The sequence below is a fragment of the Deltaproteobacteria bacterium genome (genome assembly GCA_016234845.1).
Classification (GTDB): domain Bacteria; phylum Desulfobacterota; class Deferrimicrobia; order Deferrimicrobiales; family Deferrimicrobiaceae; genus JACRNP01.
In genome coordinates, this window is the sequence record JACRNP010000029.1 from 1 (window position 1) to 23,424 (window position 23,424).

Here is a 23,424-nt window from a genome sequence, read left to right on the forward strand (position 1 = left end):
GTGGCGTACAGCAAGAGCGAGGCGAAGATCACGGTAGTGAAGGTCCCCGACAAGCCTGGGATCGCCGCGAAGATCTTCAAGCCGCTGTCCGAGGCGAACGTCGTGGTCGACGTCATCGTCCAGAACGTGTCGGTCACCGGGTTCACCGACCTGACCTTCACGGTCGGCCGCACCGACTACAAGAAGGCGATGAAGATCACGGAAAAGGTGGCCCGGGAGGTCGGTGCGGAAAAGGTCGTCGGCGACGACAAGATCGCCAAGGTGTCCATCGTCGGGATGGCGATGCGTTCCCATTCGGGAGTCGCCACCAAGGTGTTCGAGACGCTGGCGGGCGACGGGATCAACATCCTCGGGATCACCACTTCCGAGATCAAGATCTCCGTTCTGATCGAGGAGAAGTACACGGAGCTCGCGGTCCGCGTGCTCCACGGAGCGTTCGAGCTGGGGAAACCGGCCTGAAAGCGCCGCATCTATAAAGGGAAACGGAAAGCCACCGGGGAGCCAAATGAAAAAGGTGCAGCTGTACGACACGACGCTACGGGACGGGACGCAGTCGCAGGAGGTGTCCCTGTCGGTCCTCGACAAGCTGAAGGTCGCCGAGAAGCTCGACGAGTTCGGCATCCACTACATCGAGGGCGGGTACCCCGGCAGCAATCCCAAGGACAAGGAGTTCTTCGAGCTTGCCCGGAAGATCCGGTGGAAGAACTCGGTCATGTGCGCGTTCGGGATGACCCGGCGGGTCGGCAAGAAGGTGGAAGAGGATTCGATGATCCGGGTGATCCTCGCCGCCGGCACCCCGGTGGTCACGGTGGTGGGAAAATCGTGGGACTTCCACGTGATCGAGGCGCTCCGCACGACGCTCGACGAGAACCTCCACGCGGTGAAGGAGACGATCGCGTACCTGAAGCGCCACGCGGGGACGGTGTTCTTCGACGCGGAGCACTTCTTCGACGGGTACAAGAACAACCCGAAATACACGATGAAGGTGCTGTCGGCGGCGGCCGACGCGGGCGCCGACTGCCTGGTGCTGTGCGACACCAACGGCGGATCGATGCCTTCGGAGGTGGCGCAGATCGTCCGGGAGGTGCGCAAGGCGACCCGGATCCCGATCGGTATCCACACGCACAACGACGGCGAGATGGCGGTCGCCAACACCCTGGCGGCGGTGGAGCAGGGGGCCACCCAGGTGCAGGGGACGATCAACGGGTACGGCGAGCGGTGCGGGAACGCGAACCTTTGCTCGATCATCCCGGCGCTCCAGCTCAAGATGGGCCAGGAGGTGCTCCCCAAGGGGCAGATGAAGAAGCTCTACACCCTTTCCCGGTTCGTCGCCGAGGCGGCCAACATGAAGCACTGGCTGCACCAGCCGTACGTGGGGGACGCCGCGTTCGCCCACAAGGGCGGGATGCACGTGTCCGCGATCCGCAGGCATCCGAAGACGTACGAGCACCTCGAGCCGGAAGTCGTGGGAAACCGGCGCCATGTGCTGATCTCCGACCTGGCGGGGCGCAGCAACATCCTCTCCAAGATCCAGGAGCGGGGTCTCAAATTCAACACGAAGGACCCCAACACGGAAAAGATCCTGGACGAGATCAAGGAGCTCGAGCACAAGGGATACCAGTTCGAGGGGGCCGACGCCTCCTTCGAGCTCCTCGCGCGAAGGGCGCTCGGCGAGCACGAACCGTTTTTCGAACTGAAAGGGTTCCGGGTGATCGACGAAAAGCGGTCCGAGGGGGAGGCCCCGATCGCCGAGGCCACGATCATGATCGCGGTCGACGGGAAGGTCGAGCACACCGCGGCGCTGGGGAACGGCCCCGTGAACGCCATGGACAACGCCCTGCGGAAGGCGCTCGAGAAGTTCTATCCGGAAGTTTCCGAAGTCCGGCTTCTGGACTACAAGGTCCGCGTCATCCAGCAGACCGGGACCGGCTCCTCGGTACGCGTCTTGATACAGTCCGGGGACAAGGAGTCGAACTGGGGGACCGTCGGCGTCTCGCACAACATCATCGAGGCGTCGTGGCAAGCCCTGGTCGACAGCATCCGGTTCAAGCTCTGGAGGACGCGGCGTGGCCAACCGGGGGAATCCGGGTCGTAGCTGGCTGCTGATTTCCACGATTCTGCTGGTCTGGAATGTCGGGTCCTCCGCCCGGCAGCTCTGGAGTTCCGCTCCATTCCTCAATTCGTCCTCGCCGTATGCGATCGGAGGCATTTCCGGCGGGAATGTGTCTCTGCTCCCCGCATCCGACAACGTCAGCGCCCGATTGGGCCCTCTCTCCTTGCGTCAAAAATATCTCTTAGGAAAACGGATAGATATAAACGTGGCGACTATTGAGGAGATTTCGGAGTTGCCGGGGATCTCCGACGTCGCAGCCAGGGAGCTGGTGGAGGAAAGGAGGCGGATCGGGAGGTTCCGGTCCCCCGAGGAGCTGCTGGCGGTCCGTGGAATCAAGGAGAAACGGCTGAAGAAAATCCTTCCATTTCTGACCGGATTGCCGAATAATTGACCGGTATTGTCTTATAATCGTTCCATAAGAAGGGGGCAAGGATGTTCGAGCGGATCCGAAACGACATCAAGGTCATCTTCGAGCGGGACCCGGCGGCGCGCAGCGTGCTGGAGATCTTCCTCTGCTATCCGGGGTTCCACGCCGTGCGCTTCCACACGCTGGCCCACTGGCTCTGGAAGAAGGACGTGAAGGTCCTCGCCCGCTTCGTTTCCCACATCGGCCGTTCCGTGACCGGGATCGAGATCCACCCGGGAGCGACCATCGGGGAAGGGTTCTTCATCGACCACGGGATGGGGGTGGTGATCGGGGAGACCTCCGAGATCGGCAGGAACGTGACCCTCTACCACGGGGTGACCCTGGGGGGAACGAGCTGGAACAAGGGGAAGCGGCACCCGACCATCGGCGACAACGTGATCGTCGGCGCGGGCGCCTCCATCCTGGGGAACATCCGCATCGGGGAGAATTCGAAGATCGGGTCGGGGTCGGTGGTGAACCGGGAGGTCCCGCCGAATTCCACCGTCGTGGGGATTCCGGGCCGGATCGTCTACCGGGAAGGGAACGTCTACAACGATCCCACCGGCGTGGCCGGGACGCCCGATCCGGAGGGAAAGGCGATCCAGTGCCTGACCGAGCAGATCCAGGCGCTGGAGAAGAAGGTGGAGGAACTTTCGAAGGAGCGGGGGGAGGCGAAGGAACGAACGGCGGAGAGGTCGGCGTCGTGAAGATCACCTCGCGGGGAAGGTACGCGGTGATGGCGCTGGTGTCGCTGGCGTCGGCGTCCCGCGGGAACCCGGTTCCGATCCAGGCGATCGCGAAGCGGGAGGCGATCCCGGAGCCTTACCTGCAGCAGTTATTCCTGCGCCTGCGGAAGAAGAACATCGTGAAAAGCGTTCGCGGCCCCGGCGGCGGCTTCATCCTCGCGAGGCACCCGTCCGAGATTACGGTGGGGGAGATCATCCGGACGGCGGAGGGGAAGCCGGCCCGGGTCGGGTGCCGACAGCCCGGGCGCCGGTGCGACATGATCGAGAAGTGCCGCACCCAGGGGATGTGGGACGCGCTCGAGGGGAGGATCGAGGAGTTCCTCGACTCGATGTCGGTGGAGGATTTGTTCGAAGGCAGGGGAGAACCGCGCCAGGGGGTGGGGGCGTGAGGAAGGGCTACTTCGACCACAATGCGACCACCCCGGTCCACCCGGAAGTCGCCGATGCGGTCCAGCCGTTCCTCGGAGAGCTGTTCGGGAACCCGTCGAGCATCCATTGGGCGGGGAGGGACGTCCGCAAGGCGGTGGAGGACGCCCGGGCGGAGATCGCCGCGTTCTACGGCTGCCGTCCGCTGGAGATCGTCCTCACCAGCTCCGGGACCGAGTCCGATAACCTGGCGGTCAAGGGCGTGGCGTACCGCGAGGGGAACGGGGGGAAGCACATCGTCACGTCGGCGGTGGAGCATCCCGCCATCATGAACACGTGCCGATTCCTCGAGACCCGGGGGTACCGCGTGACGTACGTGCCCGTGAACCGGCAGGGGATCGTGGAGCCCGACGCGGTGCGCGCCGCGATCGCGAAGGACACGATCCTCGTGTCGATCATGACGGCCAACAACGAGACCGGGTGCCTGATGCCGATCCGGGAGATCGGAAGGATCGCGCGGGAGGCGGGCGTCCTGATGCACACCGACGCGGTGCAGGCCACCGGCAAGGTCCCGCTCTCCTGGGACGACCTCCCGGTGGACCTCCTCACCTTCTCGGGACACAAGATCAACGGGATCAAGGGGGCGGGGGGGCTGATCGTCCGCAAGGGAGTGGAAATCGCCGCCGCGATCCACGGCGGGCACCAGGAACGCGGGCGCCGCGGGGGGACCGAGAACGTGGTCGGGACCGTGGCGATGGGGAAGGCGTTCTCCATCCTGCGGAGGGAGATGGACGCGGAAGCGGCGGAGGTGCGCCGCCTGCGCGACACGTTCGAGGCGGAGCTCTTCGCCCGGATCCCGGACCTTGTGCTGAACGGTCACCCCACGCTGCGGCTTCCCAACACCGTCAACCTGTCGTTCCGGTTCGTGGAAGGGGAGGCGCTGCTGCTGAACCTCGACATGCTGGGAATCGCCTGCTCCTCCGGCTCCGCGTGCACTTCCGGGTCGCTGGAGGCGTCCCCCATCCTGATGGCGATGGGAGCCGACCCGACCGACGCGCAGGGCGCGCTGCGCTTCTCGCTCGGCCGGGGGAACACGGACGACGACGTGGCGTACGCGGTGGACGCCATCGAACAGGTGGTCGGCAAATTGCGGGCGATGTCCCCGCTGTACCACCCCCGCGAAGCGAGGGCGCGATGAGCAAGCGGCGGATCCTCGCGGCGCTGAGCGGGGGGGTCGACTCCTCGGTGGCGGCGCTGCTCCTGCAACGGGAAGGGTGGGAGGTCGTCGGGGTGTCGATGGACCTCTACGACTATTCGGCGGTCACACGGGACCGGGAGGGGTCGTGCTGCTCGCTCGACGACCTCTACGACGCGCGGCGGGTGTGCGACATCCTCGGAATTCCGTATTACGTCCTGAACCTCCGGGAGGAGTTCCGGCGGGAAGTGATCGACCCGTTCGTCCACGAATACTCCGCCGGGCGGACCCCCAACCCGTGCATCCTCTGCAACGAGCATCTGAAATTCCGCGCGCTCCTGCGGAAGGCGGACGAGCTGGGCGCGGAAGGGGTGGCCACGGGGCACTACGCCGTGATCCGCCGGGAGGCGGACGGTCGCGGCCGCCTGTTCGCGGCCCCGGACGCGTCGAAGGACCAGTCGTACTTCCTCTTCTCCCTCGACAGCGCGCGGCTGGGGAGGATCCGGTTCCCGGTCGGCGAGATGCCGAAGGAGGACGTCCGCCGGCTCGCCCGCGGCGCAGGCCTCCCGGTCTACGAGAAACGGGAGAGCCAGGACATCTGCTTCGTCACCGACGACTCGTACGCGAAGTTCCTCGAGACCAAGGGGATCCGGGAGGATCAGGGGCGGTTCGTGGACCGGGAGGGGAACTTCCTGGGGAACCACAAGGGGGTGCTCCACTACACGGTGGGCCAGCGCAAGGGGCTCGGGATCGCCGCCCGGGAGCCGCTCTTCGTGGTCGCGATCGACGCGGAGCGCAACGAGGTGGTCCTGGGTACGGAGAACGACACGTTTTCCGTCGGGGCCACGGTCGCGTGCCCCACGTTCGTGGCGGGAGCGCCCCCTTCGGCGGAGTTCCGCGCGACGGCGAAGATCCGGTACCGTCACCCCGGGGCGCCGTGCGCGGTCCGCGTCGCCGGGGATCGCGTCGAGGTGCGGTTCGACGTCCCGCAACGCAGCGTGACCCCGGGCCAGGCGCTGGTCCTCTACGAGGGAAACGAGGTGCTGGGAGGCGGCTGGATCGAATGCGCGGACGCCTCGCGGTCGTAACCGTCGGCTGCAAGGCGAATTTCGCCGACTCCGCGGGAATCGTGGCGCGAGCCGCCCGCGCCGGGTTCCACGTCGTCCCCCAAGGGGAGCCGGCCGACGTCCTGGTCGTCAACAGCTGCACCGTCACCCACAAGGCGGACCGCGATTCGCGCGCGCTGGCGCGGCGGCTCCGGCGCGAGAATCCGGGCGCCGTACTCGTCATGACCGGATGCTACGCCGAAGTCTCCCCCGCGGCCCGGGGCTCCCTCCCGGAGGTCGATCACTGGATCGGGATCGGCGACCCCGAGGCGCTCTCCGGAATCCTCCGTTCGATCGCGGGCGTGCAGGCTCCGGTCGGCGAGGAACCGACCGAGCACGCGGCGGGGAAGCTGCTGGGGCGGACCCGGACGTTCCTGAAGGTCCAGGACGGGTGCGACGCGCACTGCGCCTACTGCGTGGTTCCGGCGGCCCGCGGGAGAAGCCAGTCGGTCCCGTTGAAGGATATCGTGGAGCGCGCGGTCCGCGCCGAGTCGGAGGGTGCGCGGGAGCTGGTGCTGACCGGGATCCACGTCGGACGGTACGGCCACGACCGGGGAGAGCGGGAAGGGCTTGCGGGGCTGCTCCGGGCGCTGCTTTCGGCGACGACGGCGTGCCGGTTCCGGCTGGGATCGGTGGAGCCGGAGGAGGCGACGTCGACCCTGGCCGGGCTGCTGGCGGAAGGCGGCCGGATCTGTCCCCACCTGCACGTTCCGCTGCAGAGCGGTTCCGACCGCGTGCTCCGGCGGATGCGCCGGCCGTATACCGCCGGCCGATATCGTGAGAGACTGCACATGCTCTCGTCGGCCGTTCCGGGTTTGCGACTCGGGGCCGACGTGATCGCGGGATTCCCGGGCGAGACGGACGTCGATTTCGGGGAAACGGTGGAGCTGCTCCGCGGCTCTCCCCTGAGCTACCTCCACGCGTTCAGCTACTCCTCCCGCGCCGGCACCGAGAGCGCGGGGTGGGCGGACGACGTACCGCCATCGGAGAAGAAGCGGCGGACCGCCCGGCTCCGGGAGATCGATTCGACGATGCGAAAAAAGTACCTGGAGACGCAGTTGGGGAGGACCGTTCGGGTGATCGCCGAGACGCGAGGGACGGCCCCGGGGGAGTTCCGCGGGACATCGGAGAATTACGCCGAGGTGTCGTTCCGGGGGGAAGCCGTGAGAACGGGCGACCTGGTCCCGGTTTCCGTGGAGTCCGTCCACGGATTCACCCTTTTCGGGAAGGTGGTGACGGAACTTGGGCCGCGCTGACGATATCGGCGGATACCGGTTCGGTTCCCCGGAGCTGCTCGAGGAGGCGCTGCGGCACGGATCCGCCCACGTGAAAGGGGAGGAGAAGCGTTCGTACGAGCGGCTGGAGTTCCTGGGGGACGCCGTGCTGAACCTTTGCGTCGCCGAGGAGATGTACCGGACGCTGCCGGTGGCGGGGGAGGGGGTCCTGACCAGGGCGCGCGCCGCCGTCATCAACAACCGGAACCTGTTGAAGGTGGGGGAGCGGATCGGCGTCCCCGCACTGCTGGCGACCGACCCGTCCGTCCGGAAAAAAGGGGGCGGCGTGACGCGGAAGATGACGGCGGACGCGGTCGAGGCGATCGTCGGGGCGATCTTCGTGGACGCGGGCTTCGACGCGGCGCGCGACTTCGTGCTGCGGCACTTCCGGGTTCCCGATTTCCTCGGTCAGCTCGTCTCCGGCTTCGACGCCAAATCCCGCCTCCAGGAGCGGTGCCAGGGGCACGGCGAGGCGCTGCCGGAATACAGGCTCCTCTCGACCGAGGGTCCGGATCACGAAAGGACGTTCGAAGTCGAGGTGCGGCTTCCCGGGCGTGCGCCGTCCCGCGGAAAGGGGAGGACGAAGAAGGAGGCGGAAATGGCGGCGGCCGCCAAAGCGCTCTCCCTCCTCGACGGTCCGGAAGCGGAAACCGCATGAAGCGAAAGTCCGGGTTCGTCGCCCTCCTCGGTCGCCCCAACGTCGGAAAGTCCACGCTCATGAACCGCATCCTCGGGCGGAAGATCGCCATCGTCACCCCGAAGCCGCAGACCACTCGGGACCGGATCGCCGGGATCCACACGGAAGGGCGAGGGCAGATCGTCTTTCTGGACAGCCCCGGGATCCACCGTCCCACGAGGGCGCTCAACTCGCACATGGTGCGGACGGCGCAGCGGATCGGAGAGGAGTCCGACCTCGTCGCGCATCTGGTCGACGACCGCCCCATCGGCAGGGGGGGGGAGGACGGGCTTGTCCGCGGGATCCTGTCGAACCTTGCCGTACCGAGGATCCTCGTCGTGAACAAGGCCGACCGGATGGGCGCTGGGCGCGCCGAGGCGCTTCGGCTGGAATTGACGCGCGACGGATTCTACGCGGCGTCGTTCGCCGTTTCGGCCGCGAAGGGGACCGGTGTGGAAGCGCTCCTGTCCGCGCTCTTCGCGCGGCTGCCGGAAGGGCCGGCCTACTACCCGGAGGACGACCTGACGGACCTCCCGATGCGGTTCATCGCCAAGGAGGTGATCCGGGAGAAGCTGTTCGGGCAGCTGGACGACGAGATCCCGTACAGCGTCGCGGTCCGGATCGAGGAGTACAAGGAAGAGCCGGAAAAGGACCTCGTGCGGATCCGCGCGGAAGTGTGCGTGGAGCGGGAGTCGCAGAAGGGGATCGTGATCGGGAAGGGCGGGGCGAACCTGAAGAAGGCGGGAACCGCCGCCCGCGTCGAGCTGGAGAAAGAGATCGGCACGCGGGTATACTTGGAGCTGTTCGTGAAGGTGGAGCGGGAGTGGTCGCGGGACGAATCCATGCTGAGGCGGCTGGGATATGAGCCGGGGTGAGTTCACCGTCGCGCTGGTGGGGCGCCCGAACGTGGGGAAGTCCACCCTCTTCAACCGGATCGCCGGGAGGCGGCGCGCCATCACCTTCGACCAGCCCGGAATCACCCGGGACCTGGTGGCGGAGCCGGTGGAGTGCGACGGCCGGCGGTTCCTGCTGATCGACACCGGCGGGTACGTCCCGGGAGGCGACGACGACCTCCTGCCGAAGATCCGCGGCCAGGTGCTCCGCGCCGTCTACGAATCCAACCTGGTCGTATTCCTCGTGGACGCGCGGGACGGCCTCCTCCCCCTGGACAAGGAGATCGCCGGCATGCTGCGGGAGCGGGAGAAGCCGTTCCTCCTCGCGGCGAACAAGGTCGACGCGAAGCAGGGCCGTGAGGGAATCTCCCAGTTCCACGCCCTGGCGATCGACGCGATCTACCCGGTCTCCGCCGAGCACGGCACCGGAGTGTCCGAGCTGCTGGAGGAGGTGGTGGCCCGGATGCCGCCGAAAGGGTCCGGGGAGGAAACGGTATCCCGGGAGCCGGACGATGTTCCGCGGATCGCGATCGTGGGCCGCCCGAACGTGGGAAAGTCGACCCTGGTGAACACGCTGGCCGGGTTCGACCGCGTCATCGCCTCGGAGCTGCCGGGCACCACGCGCGACGCGATCGACGTGATGGTCACCCGCGACGGGAAGCGGTACCTGCTGATCGACACGGCGGGGATCCGCGCCAAGCGGAAGACCGAGGACGTGATCGAGAAGTTCTCGGTCATCAAGAGCCTCGACTCCCTCAAGCGGTGCGACCTCGCGGTGCTGCTGATCGACGGACCCGAAGGGCTCTCCCACCAGGACCGGCAGATCCTGCGCTACATTTTGAACGAGGAACGGGCGGTCGTCGTGGCGGCGAACAAGGCGGACCGGTGGGAGGGGGAGGAGGAACGGAGGAGGGCGATGCGGTCGATCCAGGAAGGGCTCGAGTACGCCTCCTTCGCCGCCGTGGTCCCCACCGTGGCCACTACGGGAAAAGGGTTCCCCCTGCTGTTCCGCAAGATCGAGGAGGCGATCGCGAACTTCCGCACGCGCGTCCCCACCGGAATCCTGAACCGGATGGCCCAGACGTTCCTCTACTCGGTGCCGATCCCGTCGCAGCAGGGGAGGAACCGCGCGTTCTACATGACCCAGGTGGGGGTGTCGCCCCCGTCCTTCGCCGTCTTCGTCAAGGAGCGCAAGGGGATCCCCGACTCCTTCACCCGCTACCTCCAGAACAGGATCCGGGAACGGTTCGGGTTCGAGGGATCGCCCGTCCGCGTCGTCTACCGGGAGCGATGATCACCCGCGCGTCGAGGGGGATGCGGGCGGTCCGCGAAGGCGCGTCGGTCTTTTTCCGGAACCACGGGCTGGTCTACAGCGCCGCGATCGCCTTCAACCTTCTCCTCTCCTCCATCCCGGTCCTCTTCCTCGCCTTCGCCGCCGCCGCCGCCGTGATCGGGAAGAACGAGCTTCCCTTCGAGCAGCTGGCGGAGCTGCTCCGCAACACGTTTCCGTACGGCGCCCGTGTGCTCGTGCCGAACCTGCGGAAGCTGTTCGCGGCCGGCTCCGCCTTCGGGGCGGTGGGCACCCTGCTCCTCCTGTTTTCCTCCTACTCCGTCACCGACGCGGTCCACACGTCGCTGTCCGTGATGCTGATGCGAAAGCGGAAGAAGCGACACCTGCGATCGTTCGGGTTCCACGTTGCGTTCGTGATCGTCCTGATCCTGCTCACCGCAGCGGCGATCGTCGTCCCGCCGCTGTGGGAGGGTCTGCTCTACCTGACGAAGGGGATGTCGGCCCATGCGGACCGGGCGTTCAAGGCGTTCCTCGACCTGGTCGCGAGGTTGGCGCTCCTCGGGATCCTTTTCCTCGGCAGCGTCCTGTCGTACCGGTTCCTGTCTCCGGGCAAGGTCCTCCTCCGCAATGCCCTCGCGGGGAGCGCCATCTTCCTCGCGCTGCTGGAAGGCATCAATTTCGGGTTCCGGTTTTACATCAAGAAATTCAGCCAGTTGAACCTTCTTTACGGTTCCTTGTTCAGCATCGTTTGCTTTATACTGGTGGCTTACCTCTTCGCGGCTGCGTACCTGTACGGCGCCAGCGTCATCGGGGTGCTGGAACGGACCCGCGAGGAGGCGCGCACCCCGAAACCGGAAAAGGAGGGCGTCGAATCGTAACGCGGAGGCTGGCGGCCATCGACATCGGCACCAACACGGTGCGGATGATCGTCTCGGAACGGACCTCGCGACGGGACCGCGCGCTTTCCCGGATGCGGTTCATCACCGGGCTGGGCAGGGCGCTTCGGGGAACGGGGAGGATCGGGGACGACGAGTTCCGGGCATCCGTCGAGGCGTTGAGGAAGTTCCGTGCGGAGATGGACCGGCAAGGCGTCGAGACCTACCGGGCGTGCGGCACCGCGTGCCTGCGGGAGGCGGAGAACCGGGACGCCTTCCTCGCGGCGGCGGCCGATGCCGGGATCGACGTCGAGGTGATCGACACCGTGGAAGAGGGACGGCTTTCCTGGGAAGGAATCCGCCGTGGCGTGGAGGGCAGGGCCGGGGACATCGCGATGGACATCGGCGGCGGCAGCACCGAGTTCACCGCGGGGCCGGGGGAAGACGATTCGGTCAGCGTGCCGGTGGGCGTGGTGACGATGTCCTCCCTTCTGCCGCTGTCGGACCCGCCGCGACCGTGGGAGCGCGCGGCGACGGAGCATTTCGCCGGGCGAAGGGTCGTCGACGGCACGCGCGTGTTCGGCAGGCGGCGTTTCCGGAGGATCGTGGGGACCGCGGGAACGTTCACGACGCTGGCCGCGCTCGATCGCCGGATGACCCGGTACGAACCGGACCGGATCAACGGCGCGACGCTTTCGGAGGCGGCGGTCCTGCGGATTTCCGGGAGGCTGTGGAAGATGACCGATTCGGAGCGGCTCCGTCTTCCCGGGATGGAGAAGGGGAGGGAGCGGTTCATCCTGCCGGGGATCGCGCTGGCGCTGGCGGCGATCGCGCGGTTCGGGGTGCATGGCGTCACGGTGAGCGACGCGGGGCTTCTGGAAGGGATCCTGGCGGGGATCCGGGCGACGGAGAGGACCATGGGGGGACGAGGATGAAAAAGGTTTCCGGGTACGCCGCGGGCGAATTCATGGAAGGGCTGACGTTCGACGACGTCCTGCTGGTCCCGTCGGAATCGGACGTGATCCCGAAGGACGTCGATGTCACGGTGCGGCTTACGCCCGACATCGTCCTGAACATCCCCATGCTCTCCTCGGCGATGGACACGGTCACCGAGGCGGAGACCGCCATCGCCATCGCGCGGGAGGGCGGGATCGGCTTCATCCACCGGAACAACACCTCCGATGCCCAGGCGACCGAGGTCGACCGGGTGAAGAAGTCCGAGAGCGGGATGATATCGGACCCGATCACGGTGGACCCGGACCAGCGGGTCGTCGACGCGCTCGAAGTGATGAAGAAGTACCGGATCTCCGGGCTGCCCGTCACCCGGGAGGGGAAGCTCGTCGGGATCCTCACCAACCGCGACCTGCGGTTCGAGACGAATTTCGAACAGCCGATCCGCAACGTGATGACCAAGGACGAGCTGGTCACCGTCCCGGTGGGGACGACGCTGGAGCAGGCACGGGAGATCCTGCACCGGAACCGGATCGAGAAGCTGCTCGTGGTCGACGGCCGCAACAGCCTGAAGGGGCTCATCACCATCAAGGACATCCTGAAGATCAAGAAGTATCCCAACGCCTGCAAGGACCCGATGGGCCGGCTCCGGGTCGGGGCGGCGATCGGCGTGGGCGCCGGGTGGGAGGGACGTCTCGAGAAGCTGATCAAGGCCGGCGCGGACCTGGTGTGCGTCGACACGGCGCACGGCCACTCCCGCGATGTCCTCCGGACCGTCCGGGCGATCCGTTCCACGTACCGGAACGTTCGCCTGATGGGCGGGAACGTGGCGACCGGGGAAGGGACCGAGGCGCTCATCAAGGCGGGAGTCGACGCCGTGAAGGTGGGCGTGGGGCCCGGGTCGATCTGCACCACCCGCGTGGTGGCCGGGGTCGGCGTCCCGCAGATCACGGCGGTCATGATGTGCGCGCAGGCGGCGAGGAAGAAGGGGATCCCGGTGGTGGCCGACGGCGGGATCAAATATTCCGGCGACATCACCAAGGCGATCGCCGCCGGGGCTTCCGCCGTGATGATCGGCTCCCTCTTCGCGGGGACCGAGGAGAGCCCGGGGGAGATGATCCTCTTCCAGGGCCGGTCGTACAAGGTGTATCGGGGGATGGGGTCGCTCGAGGCGATGAAGAAGGGGAGCCGGGACCGGTACTTCCAGTCCCACGTGGAATCGGAGGCGAAGCTCGTCCCCGAGGGGATCGAGGGGCGCGTCCCCAACCGAGGATCCCTCTCGGGCGTCATCTTCCAGCTGATCGGCGGATTGAAGTCGGGGATGGGGTACGTCGGCGCACGGGACATCGCGGACCTGCAGAAGCGCGCGGTCTTCATGAAGATCACCTCGGCGGGGCTGCGCGAGAGCCACGTCCACGACGTGATCATCACGAAGGAAGCGCCGAACTACCGGGTGGAGTAGACATTGGACGGGAAGATCCTCATCCTCGATTTCGGCTCGCAGTACACGATGCTGATCGCCCGGCGCGTCCGGGAGCTGCGCGTCTACAGCGAGATCCACCCGTTCCACGTCGGAATCGACTTCATCCGGGCGTTCGGGCCTTCGGGGATCGTCCTCTCCGGCGGCCCGGCGAGCGTCTACGACGACGACGCCCCCCGCGTCTCCCGCGAAGTGCTGGATCTCGGCGTCCCCGTGCTCGGGATCTGCTACGGGATGCAGCTCGTGGCGGACCTGATGGGGGGGAAGGTCGGCCGGTCCGACGACCGGGAGTACGGGATCGCGAACATCCGCGGCCAGTGGGGCAGCCCGCTGTTCCTCGGAATCGAGGAGTTCCGGCACAACATGGAGATCCCGGTCTGGATGAGCCACGGCGACCGGATCGAGGAGCTTCCGATGGGGTTCTCCTCGATCGCCCGGTCCGGCAGCTCGCCCGTGGCCGCCATGTCCAACCACGAGGGGACGATCTTCGGGGTCCAGTTCCACCCGGAGGTCGTGCACACCCCGAAGGGAAAGGAGATCCTCTCGAACTTCCTCTTCCGCGTCTGCGGCCTCGAGCCGACCTGGACCATGCACTCCTTCGTGGAGACCAGCGTGCGGAAGATCCGGGAAACGGTGGGCGGCGCGGGCGTCGTGCTGGGGCTGTCGGGCGGCGTCGACTCCTCCGTCGCGGCGGTGCTCCTCCACAAGGCGATCGGCGACCGGCTCACCTGCATCTTCGTGAACAACGGGGTGCTCCGGAAGGGCGAGGCGGAGGACGTGATCCACACGTTCCGCGACAGCATCGGGCTGCACCTCGAGTACGTGGATGCCGAGAAGGCGTTCCTCGACGCGCTGGACGGCGTGGAGGACCCGGAGCGGAAGCGGAAGATCATCGGGGAGCTGTTCGTGCGCGTGTTCGAGGAGGCGTCCCGGAAGATCCCCGGCGTCGCTTTCCTCGGGCAGGGGACGCTCTACCCCGACGTGATCGAGAGCGTCTCCTTCAAGGGGCCGTCCGCGGTCATCAAGTCGCACCACAACGTCGGCGGCCTTCCCGAAAAGATGCACCTGAAGCTCATCGAACCGCTGCGCGAGCTGTTCAAGGACGAGGTGCGGGAGCTGGGCCGCGAGCTGGGGGTGCCGTCCCACGTGCTCGACCGGCAGCCGTTCCCGGGGCCCGGGCTCGCGGTCCGGATCCTCGGTCCGGTCTCCGGGGAGAGCCTGCGGATCCTGCGGGAGGCGGATGCGATCGTGATGGAGGAGATCCGGGCGGCCGGGCTGTACGAGTCGATCTGGCAGGCGTTCGCGGTTCTCCTCCCGGTGAAGACCGTGGGGGTCATGGGCGACTTCCGGACGTACGAGAACGTCGTGGCGGTGCGCGCCGTGCACAGCCAGGACGGGATGACCGCCGACTGGGTGCGGCTCCCGTACGACGTCCTCCAGCGGATCTCCTCCCGGATCATCAACGAGGTGAAGGGGATCAACCGCGTCGCGTACGACATCTCGTCGAAGCCGCCGAGCACCATCGAGTGGGAATGAAGCGCTTCGTCCACCTCCACCTGCACTCGCAGTACAGCCTGCTCGACGGGACGATCCAGTTCGGTCCCCTGGTCCGCCGGGTGAAGGAGCTGGGGATGCCCGCCGTCGCGGTCACGGACCACGGCGGGATGATGGGGACGATCGAGTTCTACGAGGAGGCCCGGAAAAACGGCATCAACCCGATCATCGGGACCGAGATCTATGTCGCACCCGGCTCCCGCGAGGAGCGGAAGGTCGCCCCGACCGGCGAGTACGCCTACCACCTGATCCTGCTGGCGGAGAACGACACGGGGTACCGGAACCTGCTCCGGCTATCCTCCCTGGCGCACACCGAAGGTTTCTACTACAAGCCGCGGGTCGACAAGGAGCTTCTCCGGCGCTACTCGGAGGGGCTGATCGCCACCTCCGCCTGCCTGCAGGGCGAGATCCCGTTCGCGCTGGGGACGGAAGGGGAGGCGCGGGCGCTCGAGGTGCTGGAAGAGTACCGGTCGATCTACGACGACGGCCGCTTCTTCCTCGAGATCCAGGACAACGGGCTACCGGAGCAGGAGAAGATGAACCCGCTCCTCATCGCGCTGTCGAAGCGGACGAAGACCCCGCTGGTCGCCACGAACGACTGCCACTACCTGAACCGGGAGGACGCCCGGTTCCAGGAAATCCTGCTCTGTCTGCAGACCGGCAAGACGATCGGGGACCCCACCCGGATGCGGTTCGGGTCGGACCAGTTCTACGTCAAGACGTACGAGGAGTTCGAGCGCGCCTTCGGGCACGTGGCGATGGACGCCCTGAAGAACACGCTCCGGATCGCCGAGCGGTGCCAGGTGGAGATCGAGCTGGGCAGGAACAAGATCCCCGAGTTCGCCCTGCCTCCGGGGGTGTCGTCCGGAGAGTACTTGAGGGAGCTGGCAACCCGGGGCCTGGAGCGCCGTCTCGAGGAGCACCGGCGGAAGGATGGGGCGCTTTCGAAGGATGCGGAAGCGGAGTACCGTCACCGGCTCGCGTACGAGCTCTCCGTCATCGAGGAGACCGGCTTCCCGGGATATTTCCTGATCGTCGCGGACTTCATCGGGTACGCCAAGGACCGCGGCATCCCGGTGGGGCCCGGGCGCGGCAGCGCGGCGGGAAGCCTGGTCGCGTATGCGCTTCGAATAACCGACGTGGATCCGATACCTTACAAGCTGCTCTTCGAGCGATTCCTTAACCCCGAACGGGTGAGCCTCCCCGACATCGACTGCGACTTCTGCAAGGATCGCCGGGACGAGGTGATCGCCTACGTCCAGGAAAAGTACGGACGGGAGAACGTGGCGCAGCTCATCACGTTCGGAACGTGGAAGCCGCGCGCCGCCGTACGGGACGTCGGCCGGGTGCTCGAGATGCCGTACGCGGAGGTGGACCGGATCGCCAAGCTGATACCCGCCGACCTGAAGATGACCCTCGAGAACGCACCGAAGGCGGAGCCGCAGCTGAAGGAGCTGATCGATTCCAACCCGAAGGTCGCCGAACTGTTCCGGTATTCGAGGGAGATCGAGGGACGCTCCCGCCACGCGGGCACGCACGCCTCGGCGGTGGTGATCGCCAACCGGCCGATCACCGAGTACTGCCCGCTGTACCGGCAGGCCACCGGAGAGATCACGACCCAGTACGCCATGCACCCGGTCGAGCGGGTCGGACTGGTGAAGTTCGATTTCCTGGGCCTGCGGACGCTGACCGCGATCCACGACACCCTCCGGCACCTTTCCTCGCTGCGGGGGATCGAGATCGACCTCGCCGCGCTGCCGCTGACCGACGCGGCGACCTACGAGACGCTGACCCGCGGGGACACCGCCGGCGTGTTCCAGAGCGAGAGCAAGGGTTTCACCGAGCTCACGATGAAGCTCCGGCCCGACCGGTTCACGCACCTGATCGACCTGATGGCGCTGTATCGCCCGGGGCCGCTGCAGAGCGGGATGGCGGACGACTTCGTGGAGCGCCGGCACGGGCGGCGGAAGGTCGTCTACGCCCTGCCGCAGCTCGAGGAGATACTGAGCGGGACGTACGGCGTCATCGTGTACCAGGAGCAGGTGATGGAGATCGCCAAGGCGCTGGCCGGCTTCACGCTGGGAGAGGCCGACGTGCTCCGGAAGGCGATGGGGAAGAAGGACGACGCCCTCATGGAGAAGCAGAAAGCGCACTTCCTCGAGGGGGCGAAGGCGAACGGGATCCCGGAGCGGAAAGCCTCCGAGATCTTCGAGCTGGTCCGGCAGTTCGGAGGGTACGGCTTCAACAAGTCGCACAGCGCCGCGTACGCCCTGATCGCGTACCAGACGGCGTACCTGAAGACCCACTACCCGCTGGAGTATTACAGCGCCCTGATGACCTCCGAGTCCGGGGACACCGACAAGATCATCCGGTACATCGCGCACTGCCGGGAGAAGGGGATCCCGATCCTCCCGCCCGACGTGAACGAGTCCCGATTCGCGTTCTTCCCCGCGGGCAACGCGATCCGGTTCGGGCTGGGCGCCGTCAAGGGATTGGGGGAGGGTGCGATCGAGTCGATCCTCGAGGCCCGGGAGGAGCGTCCCTTCGAATCGATCCGGGACTTGCTCGCACGGGTGGACCTGCGGAAGGTGAACAAGCGGGCGGTGGAGAGCCTGATCAAGTCCGGAGCGCTGGACTCCCTCGATGCGGATCGCGGGGCGGTGTTCAACGGGCTGCCCGCCCTGATCGAGGAGGCGCAGGCGGAAGCGCGCAGGAAGGAGTCCGGCCAGTTCTCCCTCTTCGGGGGGGAGGCGGAGGAGAAGAAGCCGGCGCAGCGGAAAGGCGGCGGACCGCCGCCCGCCCCGGCGTGGACGAGACGCGATCGCCTCCAGTACGAGAAGGAGGCGCTGGGCTTCTACATCACCGGGCACCCTCTCGATTCGTGCGCCGCCGAAATCGCGATGTACGCCAACGCCACCACCGGAAAGCTTCCGGGATTCCACCACGGCGCGGAGGTGAAGCTCGGCGGCATCATCGCTTCCCTGAAGGAGAAGGTCACGAAGAGGGGGGAGAAGATGGCCATCCTGACCCTCGAGGACCTCGAAGGGACGGTGGAGGTCACCGTGTTCCCCCGTACGTACCAGGAGTGCCGCGAGATCCTGTCGACCTCCGCCCCGGTCTTTCTGCTCGGACGGATCGAAAAGGGGGAACAGGGGGTGAAGGTCACCATGGACGAGCTCTTCCTCATCGAGGACGTCCGGGAGCGGCTGGCCCGGTCGGTCCACTTCGACATCCTGCTCGACCGGGTGGGAACCGCGGAGATCTCCGAGCTCCGGAAGGTCATCGCGCGGAACGCGGGGGACAAGAAGGGATTCCTCCACGTATTCCGTGCGGGGGAGTACGAAGCGATCATCGCGCTGCCGGAGGGCGCGGGCGTTTCCCCGTCCCTCGAACTGGCGCGCGAGCTCAAGAACCGGTTCGGGTACGGGGTCCTGCGGCTCCACGGATGACGCCTCCCGCCGCCGGACAGGAGCGCGCACTCCTCGTCTTCGCCCACCGGAAGTCGGCGAAGGGTCCCGCCGCCGTGCTCCACGTGTCCGAGGTGATGGACGAGCTTCGGGAACTCGTCCGGTCGGCGGGGGCCCGGGTCGTCGGCTCCCACGTCCAGACCGTGCAGACGGAGAATCCGGCCACGATCGTGGGAAAGGGGACGCTCGGGCGGCTCAAGGAAGAGGTCGCCGCGCTGGAGGCCAACCTGGTGGTCTTCCAGAACCTCCTGCGGCCGAAGCAGCAGGCGCTGCTCGAGAAGGAGCTGGAAGTGAAGACGCTCGACCGGCGGGAGATCATCCTCGACATCTTCGCCCAGCGGGCACGAACGAAGGAGGGGAGGCTGCAGGTGGAGCTGGCGCAGCTTTCCTTCCGGCTGGGACGGCTGGCTGGCGGGCGGACGGAGCTGTCCCGACTCGGCGGCGGGATCGGGACCCGGGGACCCGGCGAGAAGAAGCTGGAGGAGGACCGCCGCAGGATCCGAGCGCAGATCCGGCAGATCGAGAAGGAGCTCACCACGGTCCGGAGGACCCGCTCCCTCCACTACCTGCGGCGCAGGGAAGTCGGGTACCCGGTCGTCGCCCTGGTGGGGTACACCAACGCGGGAAAGTCGACCCTCTTCAACCGGCTCACGGGGGCCGACGTGTTCGTCGCGGACCGGATGTTCGCCACCCTCGATCCCACGGCGCGGCGGTTCCGGCTTCCCGGCGGGAAGGACGCGATCCTCGTGGACACGGTCGGGTTCATCCACGATCTTCCGGAAGAGCTTCGCCAGGCGTTTCTCGCCACCCTCGAGGGGATCGGCGAGGCCGACCTGCTCCTGCACGTGGCCGACGGGAGCGCCGACGCGATGGACGGCAACATCGCGTCGGTCGATGCGATCCTGTCGGAGCTGTCGTTCCGCGACAAGCCGACCGTGCTCGTGGCGAACAAGAGGGACCTCTGCGCGCACGGCACGCGGGCGCCGCAGGGAGCGGTCAAGGTTTCGGCGAAGACCGGCGACGGGATCCACGGGCTGCTGTCGGCCGTCGAAGGGGAATTATGGCGTCGGCATCCGGAAAAGACCGGTTCGACCAGGCCCGCCTGATCAACATCGCCAACGGCCTCACGGCGATGCGGGTGCTCCTGGTCCCCCTGTTCGCGTACCTGCTGATATCGGGCAGGGAGCGGGAGGCGCTCGTCGTGTTCGGGGTGTGCGGCGTGAGCGACGGGCTCGACGGACTCCTCGCGCGGTGGCTCCGGCAGAGGACGCTGGTCGGGGCATTCCTCGACCCGATCGCCGACAAGCTGCTCATGGCGACCGCCTTCATCGTGCTCGCCTACGTGCGGATCATCCCCACGTGGCTCACGGTCCTGGTGATCAGTCGCGACCTCTTCATCCTGGTCGGAAGCTCCCTCTACCTCCTCCTGCTCGAATCGACCGACATCCGGCCGACGGGGATGAGCAAATTGAACACCGGGGTGCAGATCCTGACGGTGGTCTACTACCTCGCGGTCGCCGCGTTTCCCGAGGCGGCGGATTCCATCGGGGCTTCGGACGGAACCGTCGTCGCGTCCGTCGTGCTGACGGTCTGCGCGCTCACCACGGTCCTCTCCGGCGTGCAGTATCTCTACCTGGGGATCCGCAAGCTGTCCGATGCGTGAGGGGCTGCCGGCGGCGCTGGCGCGCGCGGAACCAGGGGGCGGGGTCCGCGTGGACCTCGTGACCCGCGGAACCCCCGCCGACCTCGCCGGGATCCGGGCGGGCGACCGGGTCGTGTCCGTTTCCGGATCCCCGGTCGAGGACCTCCTCGACCTGCACTTCCTGACCTCCGGAAGCCGTTTCACGATTCGATGGAGGAACGCCGCGGGGGAGGAGCGCGAGCGATCCTTCCGCCCCGCGGGTGCGCCGCTGGGGATCCACCCCGAGCCGATCCGCGTGCGCCGGTGCCGGAACCGGTGCGTGTTCTGCTTCATCCACCAGCTTCCAAAGGGGTTGCGCCGAACGCTCTACGTGAAGGACGAGGACGTGCGGCTCTCCTTCCTGCACGGGCAGTACGTCACCTTTTCCGACCTGACCGACGGGGAGATCCGGAAGATCGTCCGGTACCGCCTCTCTCCGCTCTACGTCTCGATCCACACCACGGACTCCGCCCTTCGAAGGAGGATGCTCGGGAACCGCGAGGCGCGGGACATCCTTCCGCTGCTCCGCCGTCTGGCACGCGCCGGCATCGCTCTTCACGGCCAGATCGTGGTGTGCCCCGGCATGAACGATGGGGAGGAGCTGGAGCGAACGCTGCGCGGGCTTTCGGCCCTTCGGCCGGGCCTGCGGTCCGTGGCGGTGGTGCCGGTCGGACTCACTTCCCATCGGGCGGGGCTGCCGCCGCTCCGGGCGGTCTCCCGGGAGGAGGCGAGGCGAACCCTCTCCCTCCTGCGGAGATTGCGGAAGGAAGGCGTCGGGAGGCTCGGCGGGGAGCCGTTCGCGTCCGCGGCGGACGAATATTACCTGATCGCGGGAGAGCGTGTCCCGGGAAGAAGGGCGTACGGTTCCTACGCGCAGATCGGAAACGGGGTGGGGCTGCTTCGCCGCTTCCTGGACGGGTCGGCGGCGCTCTTCCGCCGGAAGGAGTGGCCGGGAGGGCCGGTGGGCGGGACCGTCGTGACCGGCGCGTCGGCCGCCCCGTTCGTTCGCGAATTTCTCGAGGAGTTCTCCCGGCGGGCCGGAGTCCGCTTCACCGCCGCGGTGGCCAGGAACCGTCTGATGGGGGATAGCGTCACGGTGACCGGCCTCCTGGGGGGCGGGGACATCCTCGCCGCGGTGGAGGGAAAGGTCCGGGGAGCGCTGTACATCCCTTCCGTCACCCTGCGGGATGCGGGGGACCTGTTCCTCGACGGGTTGACACCCGCGGACGTCTCCCGGATCACCGGGGCGCGGGTCCGGGTGTTCGACCCCACCCCGCGGGGGTTCCTCGACGCATCCCACGGTGAAAATCACCCATAATATCGTTGACATTTCCATGCGTTCTCTGATATTTTTCCTTGTCTTGATCGGAGTGGACGGGCGATTAGCTCAGATGGTTAGAGTACCTGCTTGACATGCAGGGGGTCACTGGTTCAAGTCCAGTATCGCCCACCATTTCCCCTCCCCCCCACGTGGCGAAAAACGAACGGATCCGGTGAGATGACGCTTCTGGAGCTTGCGAAAAAGGAAGGGAAGGCCAAGGTCGCGCTGGCCGCCCGCGTGGGCGGACAGGTCGTCGATCTTGCGCGCGTCGCCCCCGAGGGGGAGCCGGTCGCCTGGGTCCTTCCGACCGATCCGGACGGCGCGGAGATCCTGCGCCACAGCACTGCGCACGTGATGGCCGCCGCGGTGAAGGAGCTGTTTCCCGAAGCGCGGATCACCATCGGCCCCGCGATAGAGAACGGCTTCTACTACGATTTCGACGTCGCGAACCCGTTCACCCCCGAGGATCTCGAGCGGATCGAGGAGCGGATGCGCGAAATCGTGAAGGCCGACGTCCCGTTCACGCGCGAAGAGGCCACCAAGGAGCAGGCGCGCGCGCTCTTCCCGGGCGAACCGTACAAGGAAGAGCTGCTGACGGACATTCCGGACGCGACCGTCTCCCTCTACCGGATGGGGAATTTCCTCGACCTGTGCCGCGGCCCGCACGTCCCGAGCACCGGGCGGGTCGGGGCGTTCAAGCTGATGAGCACCGCGGGGGCGTACTGGCGGGGCGACTCGAAGAACCGGATGCTGACCCGGATCTACGGCGCGGCGTTCGCTTCGAAAAAGGAGCTGGACGAGATCCGGAAGCGGGACCACCGCAAGATCGGAAAGGAACTCGACCTGTTCAGCGTGACCGACGACATCGGGCCGGGGCTGATCCTCTGGCACCCGAAGGGGGCGGTCGTCCGGCGGGTCATGGAGGATTTCTGGCGGGACGAGCACGTCCGGGCCGGGTACGAGCTCGTCTTCTCCCCGCACATCGCCCGGCTCGACCTGTGGCGGGTGAGCGGACACACCGACTACTACCGCCAGGCGATGTTCTCCCCGATCGACATCGAGGGGCAGGAGTACCAGCTGAAGCCGATGAACTGCCCGTTCCACATCCAGATCTACAAGTCGCGGATGCGTTCGTACCGCGACCTGCCGGTCCGGTACGCCGAGCTCGGCACCGTCTACCGGTACGAGCCGTCGGGGACGCTCCACGGTCTGCTGCGGGTCCGCGGCTTCACCCAGGACGACGCGCACCTGTTCCTTCGCCCCGATCAGCTCGACGAGGAGATCTTCTCCCTGCTCGATTTCACCCTGTTCGTGCTCCGCTCCTTCGGGTTCGAAAAGTACGACGTCTACCTGTCCACGCGCCCGGAGAAGTACGCCGGCACGCTGGACAACTGGGACCAGGCGGAGGCCGCGCTGCGCAAGGCGCTGGAGCGTAAGGGGCTCCCGTTCGAGGTGGACCCGGGGGAAGGCGTTTTCTACGGCCCGAAGATCGACATCAAGATCAAGGACATGCTCGGCCGGTCGTGGCAATGCTCCACGATCCAGGTGGATTTCAACAACCCGGAGCGGTTCGACGCGACGTACGTCGCGGCGGACGGGACCCCGCAGAGAGCCATCATGATCCACCGGGCGCTGATGGGATCGCTCGAGCGGTTCTTCGGCGTCCTCGTCGAGCATTACGCGGGCGCGTTCCCGGCATGGCTCGCCCCGGTGCAGGCCGACGTCCTTCCGGTCACCGACCGGCAGAACGACTACGCGCGCGAGGTCGTCGCCGCGCTGCGCTCCGCGGGATTCCGCGCGGAGGGGGATTACCGGAACGAGAAGCTCGGGTACAAGGTCCGCGAATCGCAGCTCTCGAAGGTCCCGTACGCCCTCGTCATCGGCGAGCGGGAGGCATCGCAGAAACTCGTCACCCCGCGGCGGCGCGGAGGGGAGCAGCTTCCCTCCATGGGCGTGGAAGCCTTCGTCGAAGTGCTTCGCGGGGACACCGTCAACCCGGAAAAGTAAAGGAGGACGCCATCGCCAAGGA

Annotated in this window: 20 protein-coding genes and 1 tRNA gene; all 21 read left to right on the forward strand. The window is 67.1% G+C overall.

The window, feature by feature from the left end:
- Positions 1-459: ACT domain-containing protein (locus tag HZB86_02320; GenBank protein ID MBI5904377.1), on the forward strand; the 459-nt coding region annotated here is incomplete at its 5' end.
- A gap of 46 nt (positions 460-505) precedes the next feature.
- Positions 506-2,095: a citramalate synthase gene (locus HZB86_02325; protein MBI5904378.1), complete on the forward strand. Its 1,590-nt coding sequence runs from the start codon at positions 506-508 to the stop codon at positions 2,093-2,095.
- 127 nt (positions 2,096-2,222) lie between these two features.
- On the forward strand, positions 2,223-2,504 hold the full coding sequence (locus HZB86_02330; protein MBI5904379.1) for a helix-hairpin-helix domain-containing protein: 282 nt from the start codon (positions 2,223-2,225) through the stop codon (positions 2,502-2,504).
- Positions 2,505-2,545: 41 nt separating this feature from the next.
- Positions 2,546-3,226, forward strand: a complete 681-nt coding sequence (gene cysE / locus HZB86_02335) for a serine O-acetyltransferase (GenBank protein MBI5904380.1) — start codon at positions 2,546-2,548, stop codon at positions 3,224-3,226.
- Positions 3,223-3,654, forward strand: coding sequence for an Rrf2 family transcriptional regulator (locus HZB86_02340; protein ID MBI5904381.1), 432 nt, complete (start codon positions 3,223-3,225; stop codon positions 3,652-3,654). The genes cysE and HZB86_02340 overlap by 4 nt, the downstream gene beginning before the upstream one ends.
- On the forward strand, positions 3,651-4,829 hold the full coding sequence (locus HZB86_02345; protein MBI5904382.1) for a cysteine desulfurase: 1,179 nt from the start codon (positions 3,651-3,653) through the stop codon (positions 4,827-4,829). The genes HZB86_02340 and HZB86_02345 overlap by 4 nt, the downstream gene beginning before the upstream one ends.
- Positions 4,826-5,914, forward strand: coding sequence for a tRNA 2-thiouridine(34) synthase MnmA (gene mnmA, locus HZB86_02350; GenBank protein ID MBI5904383.1), 1,089 nt, complete (start codon positions 4,826-4,828; stop codon positions 5,912-5,914). Before HZB86_02345 ends, mnmA begins: the two co-directional genes overlap by 4 nt.
- Positions 5,890-7,188, forward strand: a complete 1,299-nt coding sequence (gene mtaB, locus HZB86_02355; protein MBI5904384.1) for a tRNA (N(6)-L-threonylcarbamoyladenosine(37)-C(2))-methylthiotransferase MtaB — start codon at positions 5,890-5,892, stop codon at positions 7,186-7,188. The genes mnmA and mtaB overlap by 25 nt, the downstream gene beginning before the upstream one ends.
- Positions 7,175-7,864 (forward strand): ribonuclease III, encoded by a 690-nt coding sequence (gene rnc, locus HZB86_02360; protein ID MBI5904385.1) that lies wholly within the window; start codon positions 7,175-7,177, stop codon positions 7,862-7,864. The genes mtaB and rnc overlap by 14 nt, the downstream gene beginning before the upstream one ends.
- Positions 7,861-8,757, forward strand: a complete 897-nt coding sequence (gene era / locus HZB86_02365) for a GTPase Era (GenBank protein MBI5904386.1) — start codon at positions 7,861-7,863, stop codon at positions 8,755-8,757. The genes rnc and era overlap by 4 nt, the downstream gene beginning before the upstream one ends.
- Entirely contained in the window at positions 8,744-10,069 is a 1,326-nt protein-coding gene (der, locus tag HZB86_02370; protein ID MBI5904387.1) for a ribosome biogenesis GTPase Der, read from the forward strand. Before era ends, der begins: the two co-directional genes overlap by 14 nt.
- On the forward strand, positions 10,066-10,944 hold the full coding sequence (locus HZB86_02375; GenBank protein ID MBI5904388.1) for a YihY/virulence factor BrkB family protein: 879 nt from the start codon (positions 10,066-10,068) through the stop codon (positions 10,942-10,944). Before der ends, HZB86_02375 begins: the two co-directional genes overlap by 4 nt.
- Positions 10,945-10,988: 44 nt before the next feature.
- A complete protein-coding gene (locus HZB86_02380) occupies positions 10,989-11,876 on the forward strand; it encodes a hypothetical protein (protein ID MBI5904389.1) in 888 nt (295 codons plus the stop codon).
- Positions 11,877-11,908: 32 nt separating this feature from the next.
- A complete protein-coding gene (guaB, locus tag HZB86_02385; GenBank protein MBI5904390.1) occupies positions 11,909-13,354 on the forward strand; it encodes an IMP dehydrogenase in 1,446 nt (481 codons plus the stop codon).
- 3 nt (positions 13,355-13,357) lie between these two features.
- On the forward strand, positions 13,358-14,908 hold the full coding sequence (gene guaA, locus HZB86_02390) for a glutamine-hydrolyzing GMP synthase (protein MBI5904391.1): 1,551 nt from the start codon (positions 13,358-13,360) through the stop codon (positions 14,906-14,908).
- Positions 14,905-18,375 carry a DNA polymerase III subunit alpha gene (gene dnaE / locus HZB86_02395; protein MBI5904392.1) on the forward strand — a complete coding sequence of 1,157 codons (3,471 nt, stop codon included), beginning with the start codon at positions 14,905-14,907 and terminating at the stop codon, positions 18,373-18,375. The genes guaA and dnaE overlap by 4 nt, the downstream gene beginning before the upstream one ends.
- Positions 18,372-19,499 (forward strand): GTPase HflX, encoded by a 1,128-nt coding sequence (hflX, locus tag HZB86_02400; protein ID MBI5904393.1) that lies wholly within the window; start codon positions 18,372-18,374, stop codon positions 19,497-19,499. Before dnaE ends, hflX begins: the two co-directional genes overlap by 4 nt.
- On the forward strand, positions 19,454-20,056 hold the full coding sequence (locus tag HZB86_02405) for a CDP-alcohol phosphatidyltransferase family protein (protein MBI5904394.1): 603 nt from the start codon (positions 19,454-19,456) through the stop codon (positions 20,054-20,056). The genes hflX and HZB86_02405 overlap by 46 nt, the downstream gene beginning before the upstream one ends.
- A complete protein-coding gene (locus tag HZB86_02410) occupies positions 20,049-21,392 on the forward strand; it encodes a DUF512 domain-containing protein (protein MBI5904395.1) in 1,344 nt (447 codons plus the stop codon). The genes HZB86_02405 and HZB86_02410 overlap by 8 nt, the downstream gene beginning before the upstream one ends.
- Before the next feature lie 58 nt (positions 21,393-21,450).
- Positions 21,451-21,527: transfer RNA gene (locus HZB86_02415), tRNA-Val, on the forward strand.
- Between the two features lie 45 nt (positions 21,528-21,572).
- Complete coding sequence (gene thrS / locus HZB86_02420) at positions 21,573-23,402, forward strand: threonine--tRNA ligase (protein ID MBI5904396.1); 1,830 nt, start codon at positions 21,573-21,575, stop codon at positions 23,400-23,402.
- Positions 23,403-23,424 lie beyond the last annotated feature (22 nt).

Excerpts from the sequence above, each read along its gene's own strand:
- HZB86_02325 (MBI5904378.1), top strand. The coding sequence starts at position 506 with ATGAAAAAGGTGCAGCTGTACGACACGACGCTACGGGACGGGACGCAG.
- mtaB (MBI5904384.1), top strand. The coding sequence starts at position 5,890 with ATGCGCGGACGCCTCGCGGTCGTAACCGTCGGCTGCAAGGCGAATTTC.
- dnaE (MBI5904392.1), top strand. The coding sequence starts at position 14,905 with ATGAAGCGCTTCGTCCACCTCCACCTGCACTCGCAGTACAGCCTGCTC.
- HZB86_02410 (MBI5904395.1), top strand. The coding sequence starts at position 20,049 with ATGCGTGAGGGGCTGCCGGCGGCGCTGGCGCGCGCGGAACCAGGGGGC.
- era (MBI5904386.1), top strand. The coding sequence starts at position 7,861 with ATGAAGCGAAAGTCCGGGTTCGTCGCCCTCCTCGGTCGCCCCAACGTC.
- hflX (MBI5904393.1), top strand. The coding sequence starts at position 18,372 with ATGACGCCTCCCGCCGCCGGACAGGAGCGCGCACTCCTCGTCTTCGCC.
- HZB86_02405 (MBI5904394.1), top strand. The coding sequence starts at position 19,454 with ATGGCGTCGGCATCCGGAAAAGACCGGTTCGACCAGGCCCGCCTGATC.
- HZB86_02380 (MBI5904389.1), top strand. The coding sequence starts at position 10,989 with ATGATCGTCTCGGAACGGACCTCGCGACGGGACCGCGCGCTTTCCCGG.
- der (MBI5904387.1), top strand. The coding sequence starts at position 8,744 with ATGAGCCGGGGTGAGTTCACCGTCGCGCTGGTGGGGCGCCCGAACGTG.
- guaB (MBI5904390.1), top strand. The coding sequence starts at position 11,909 with ATGGAAGGGCTGACGTTCGACGACGTCCTGCTGGTCCCGTCGGAATCG.
- cysE (MBI5904380.1), top strand. The coding sequence starts at position 2,546 with ATGTTCGAGCGGATCCGAAACGACATCAAGGTCATCTTCGAGCGGGAC.
- thrS (MBI5904396.1), top strand. The coding sequence starts at position 21,573 with ATGACGCTTCTGGAGCTTGCGAAAAAGGAAGGGAAGGCCAAGGTCGCG.
- mnmA (MBI5904383.1), top strand. The coding sequence starts at position 4,826 with ATGAGCAAGCGGCGGATCCTCGCGGCGCTGAGCGGGGGGGTCGACTCC.
- HZB86_02375 (MBI5904388.1), top strand. The coding sequence starts at position 10,066 with ATGATCACCCGCGCGTCGAGGGGGATGCGGGCGGTCCGCGAAGGCGCG.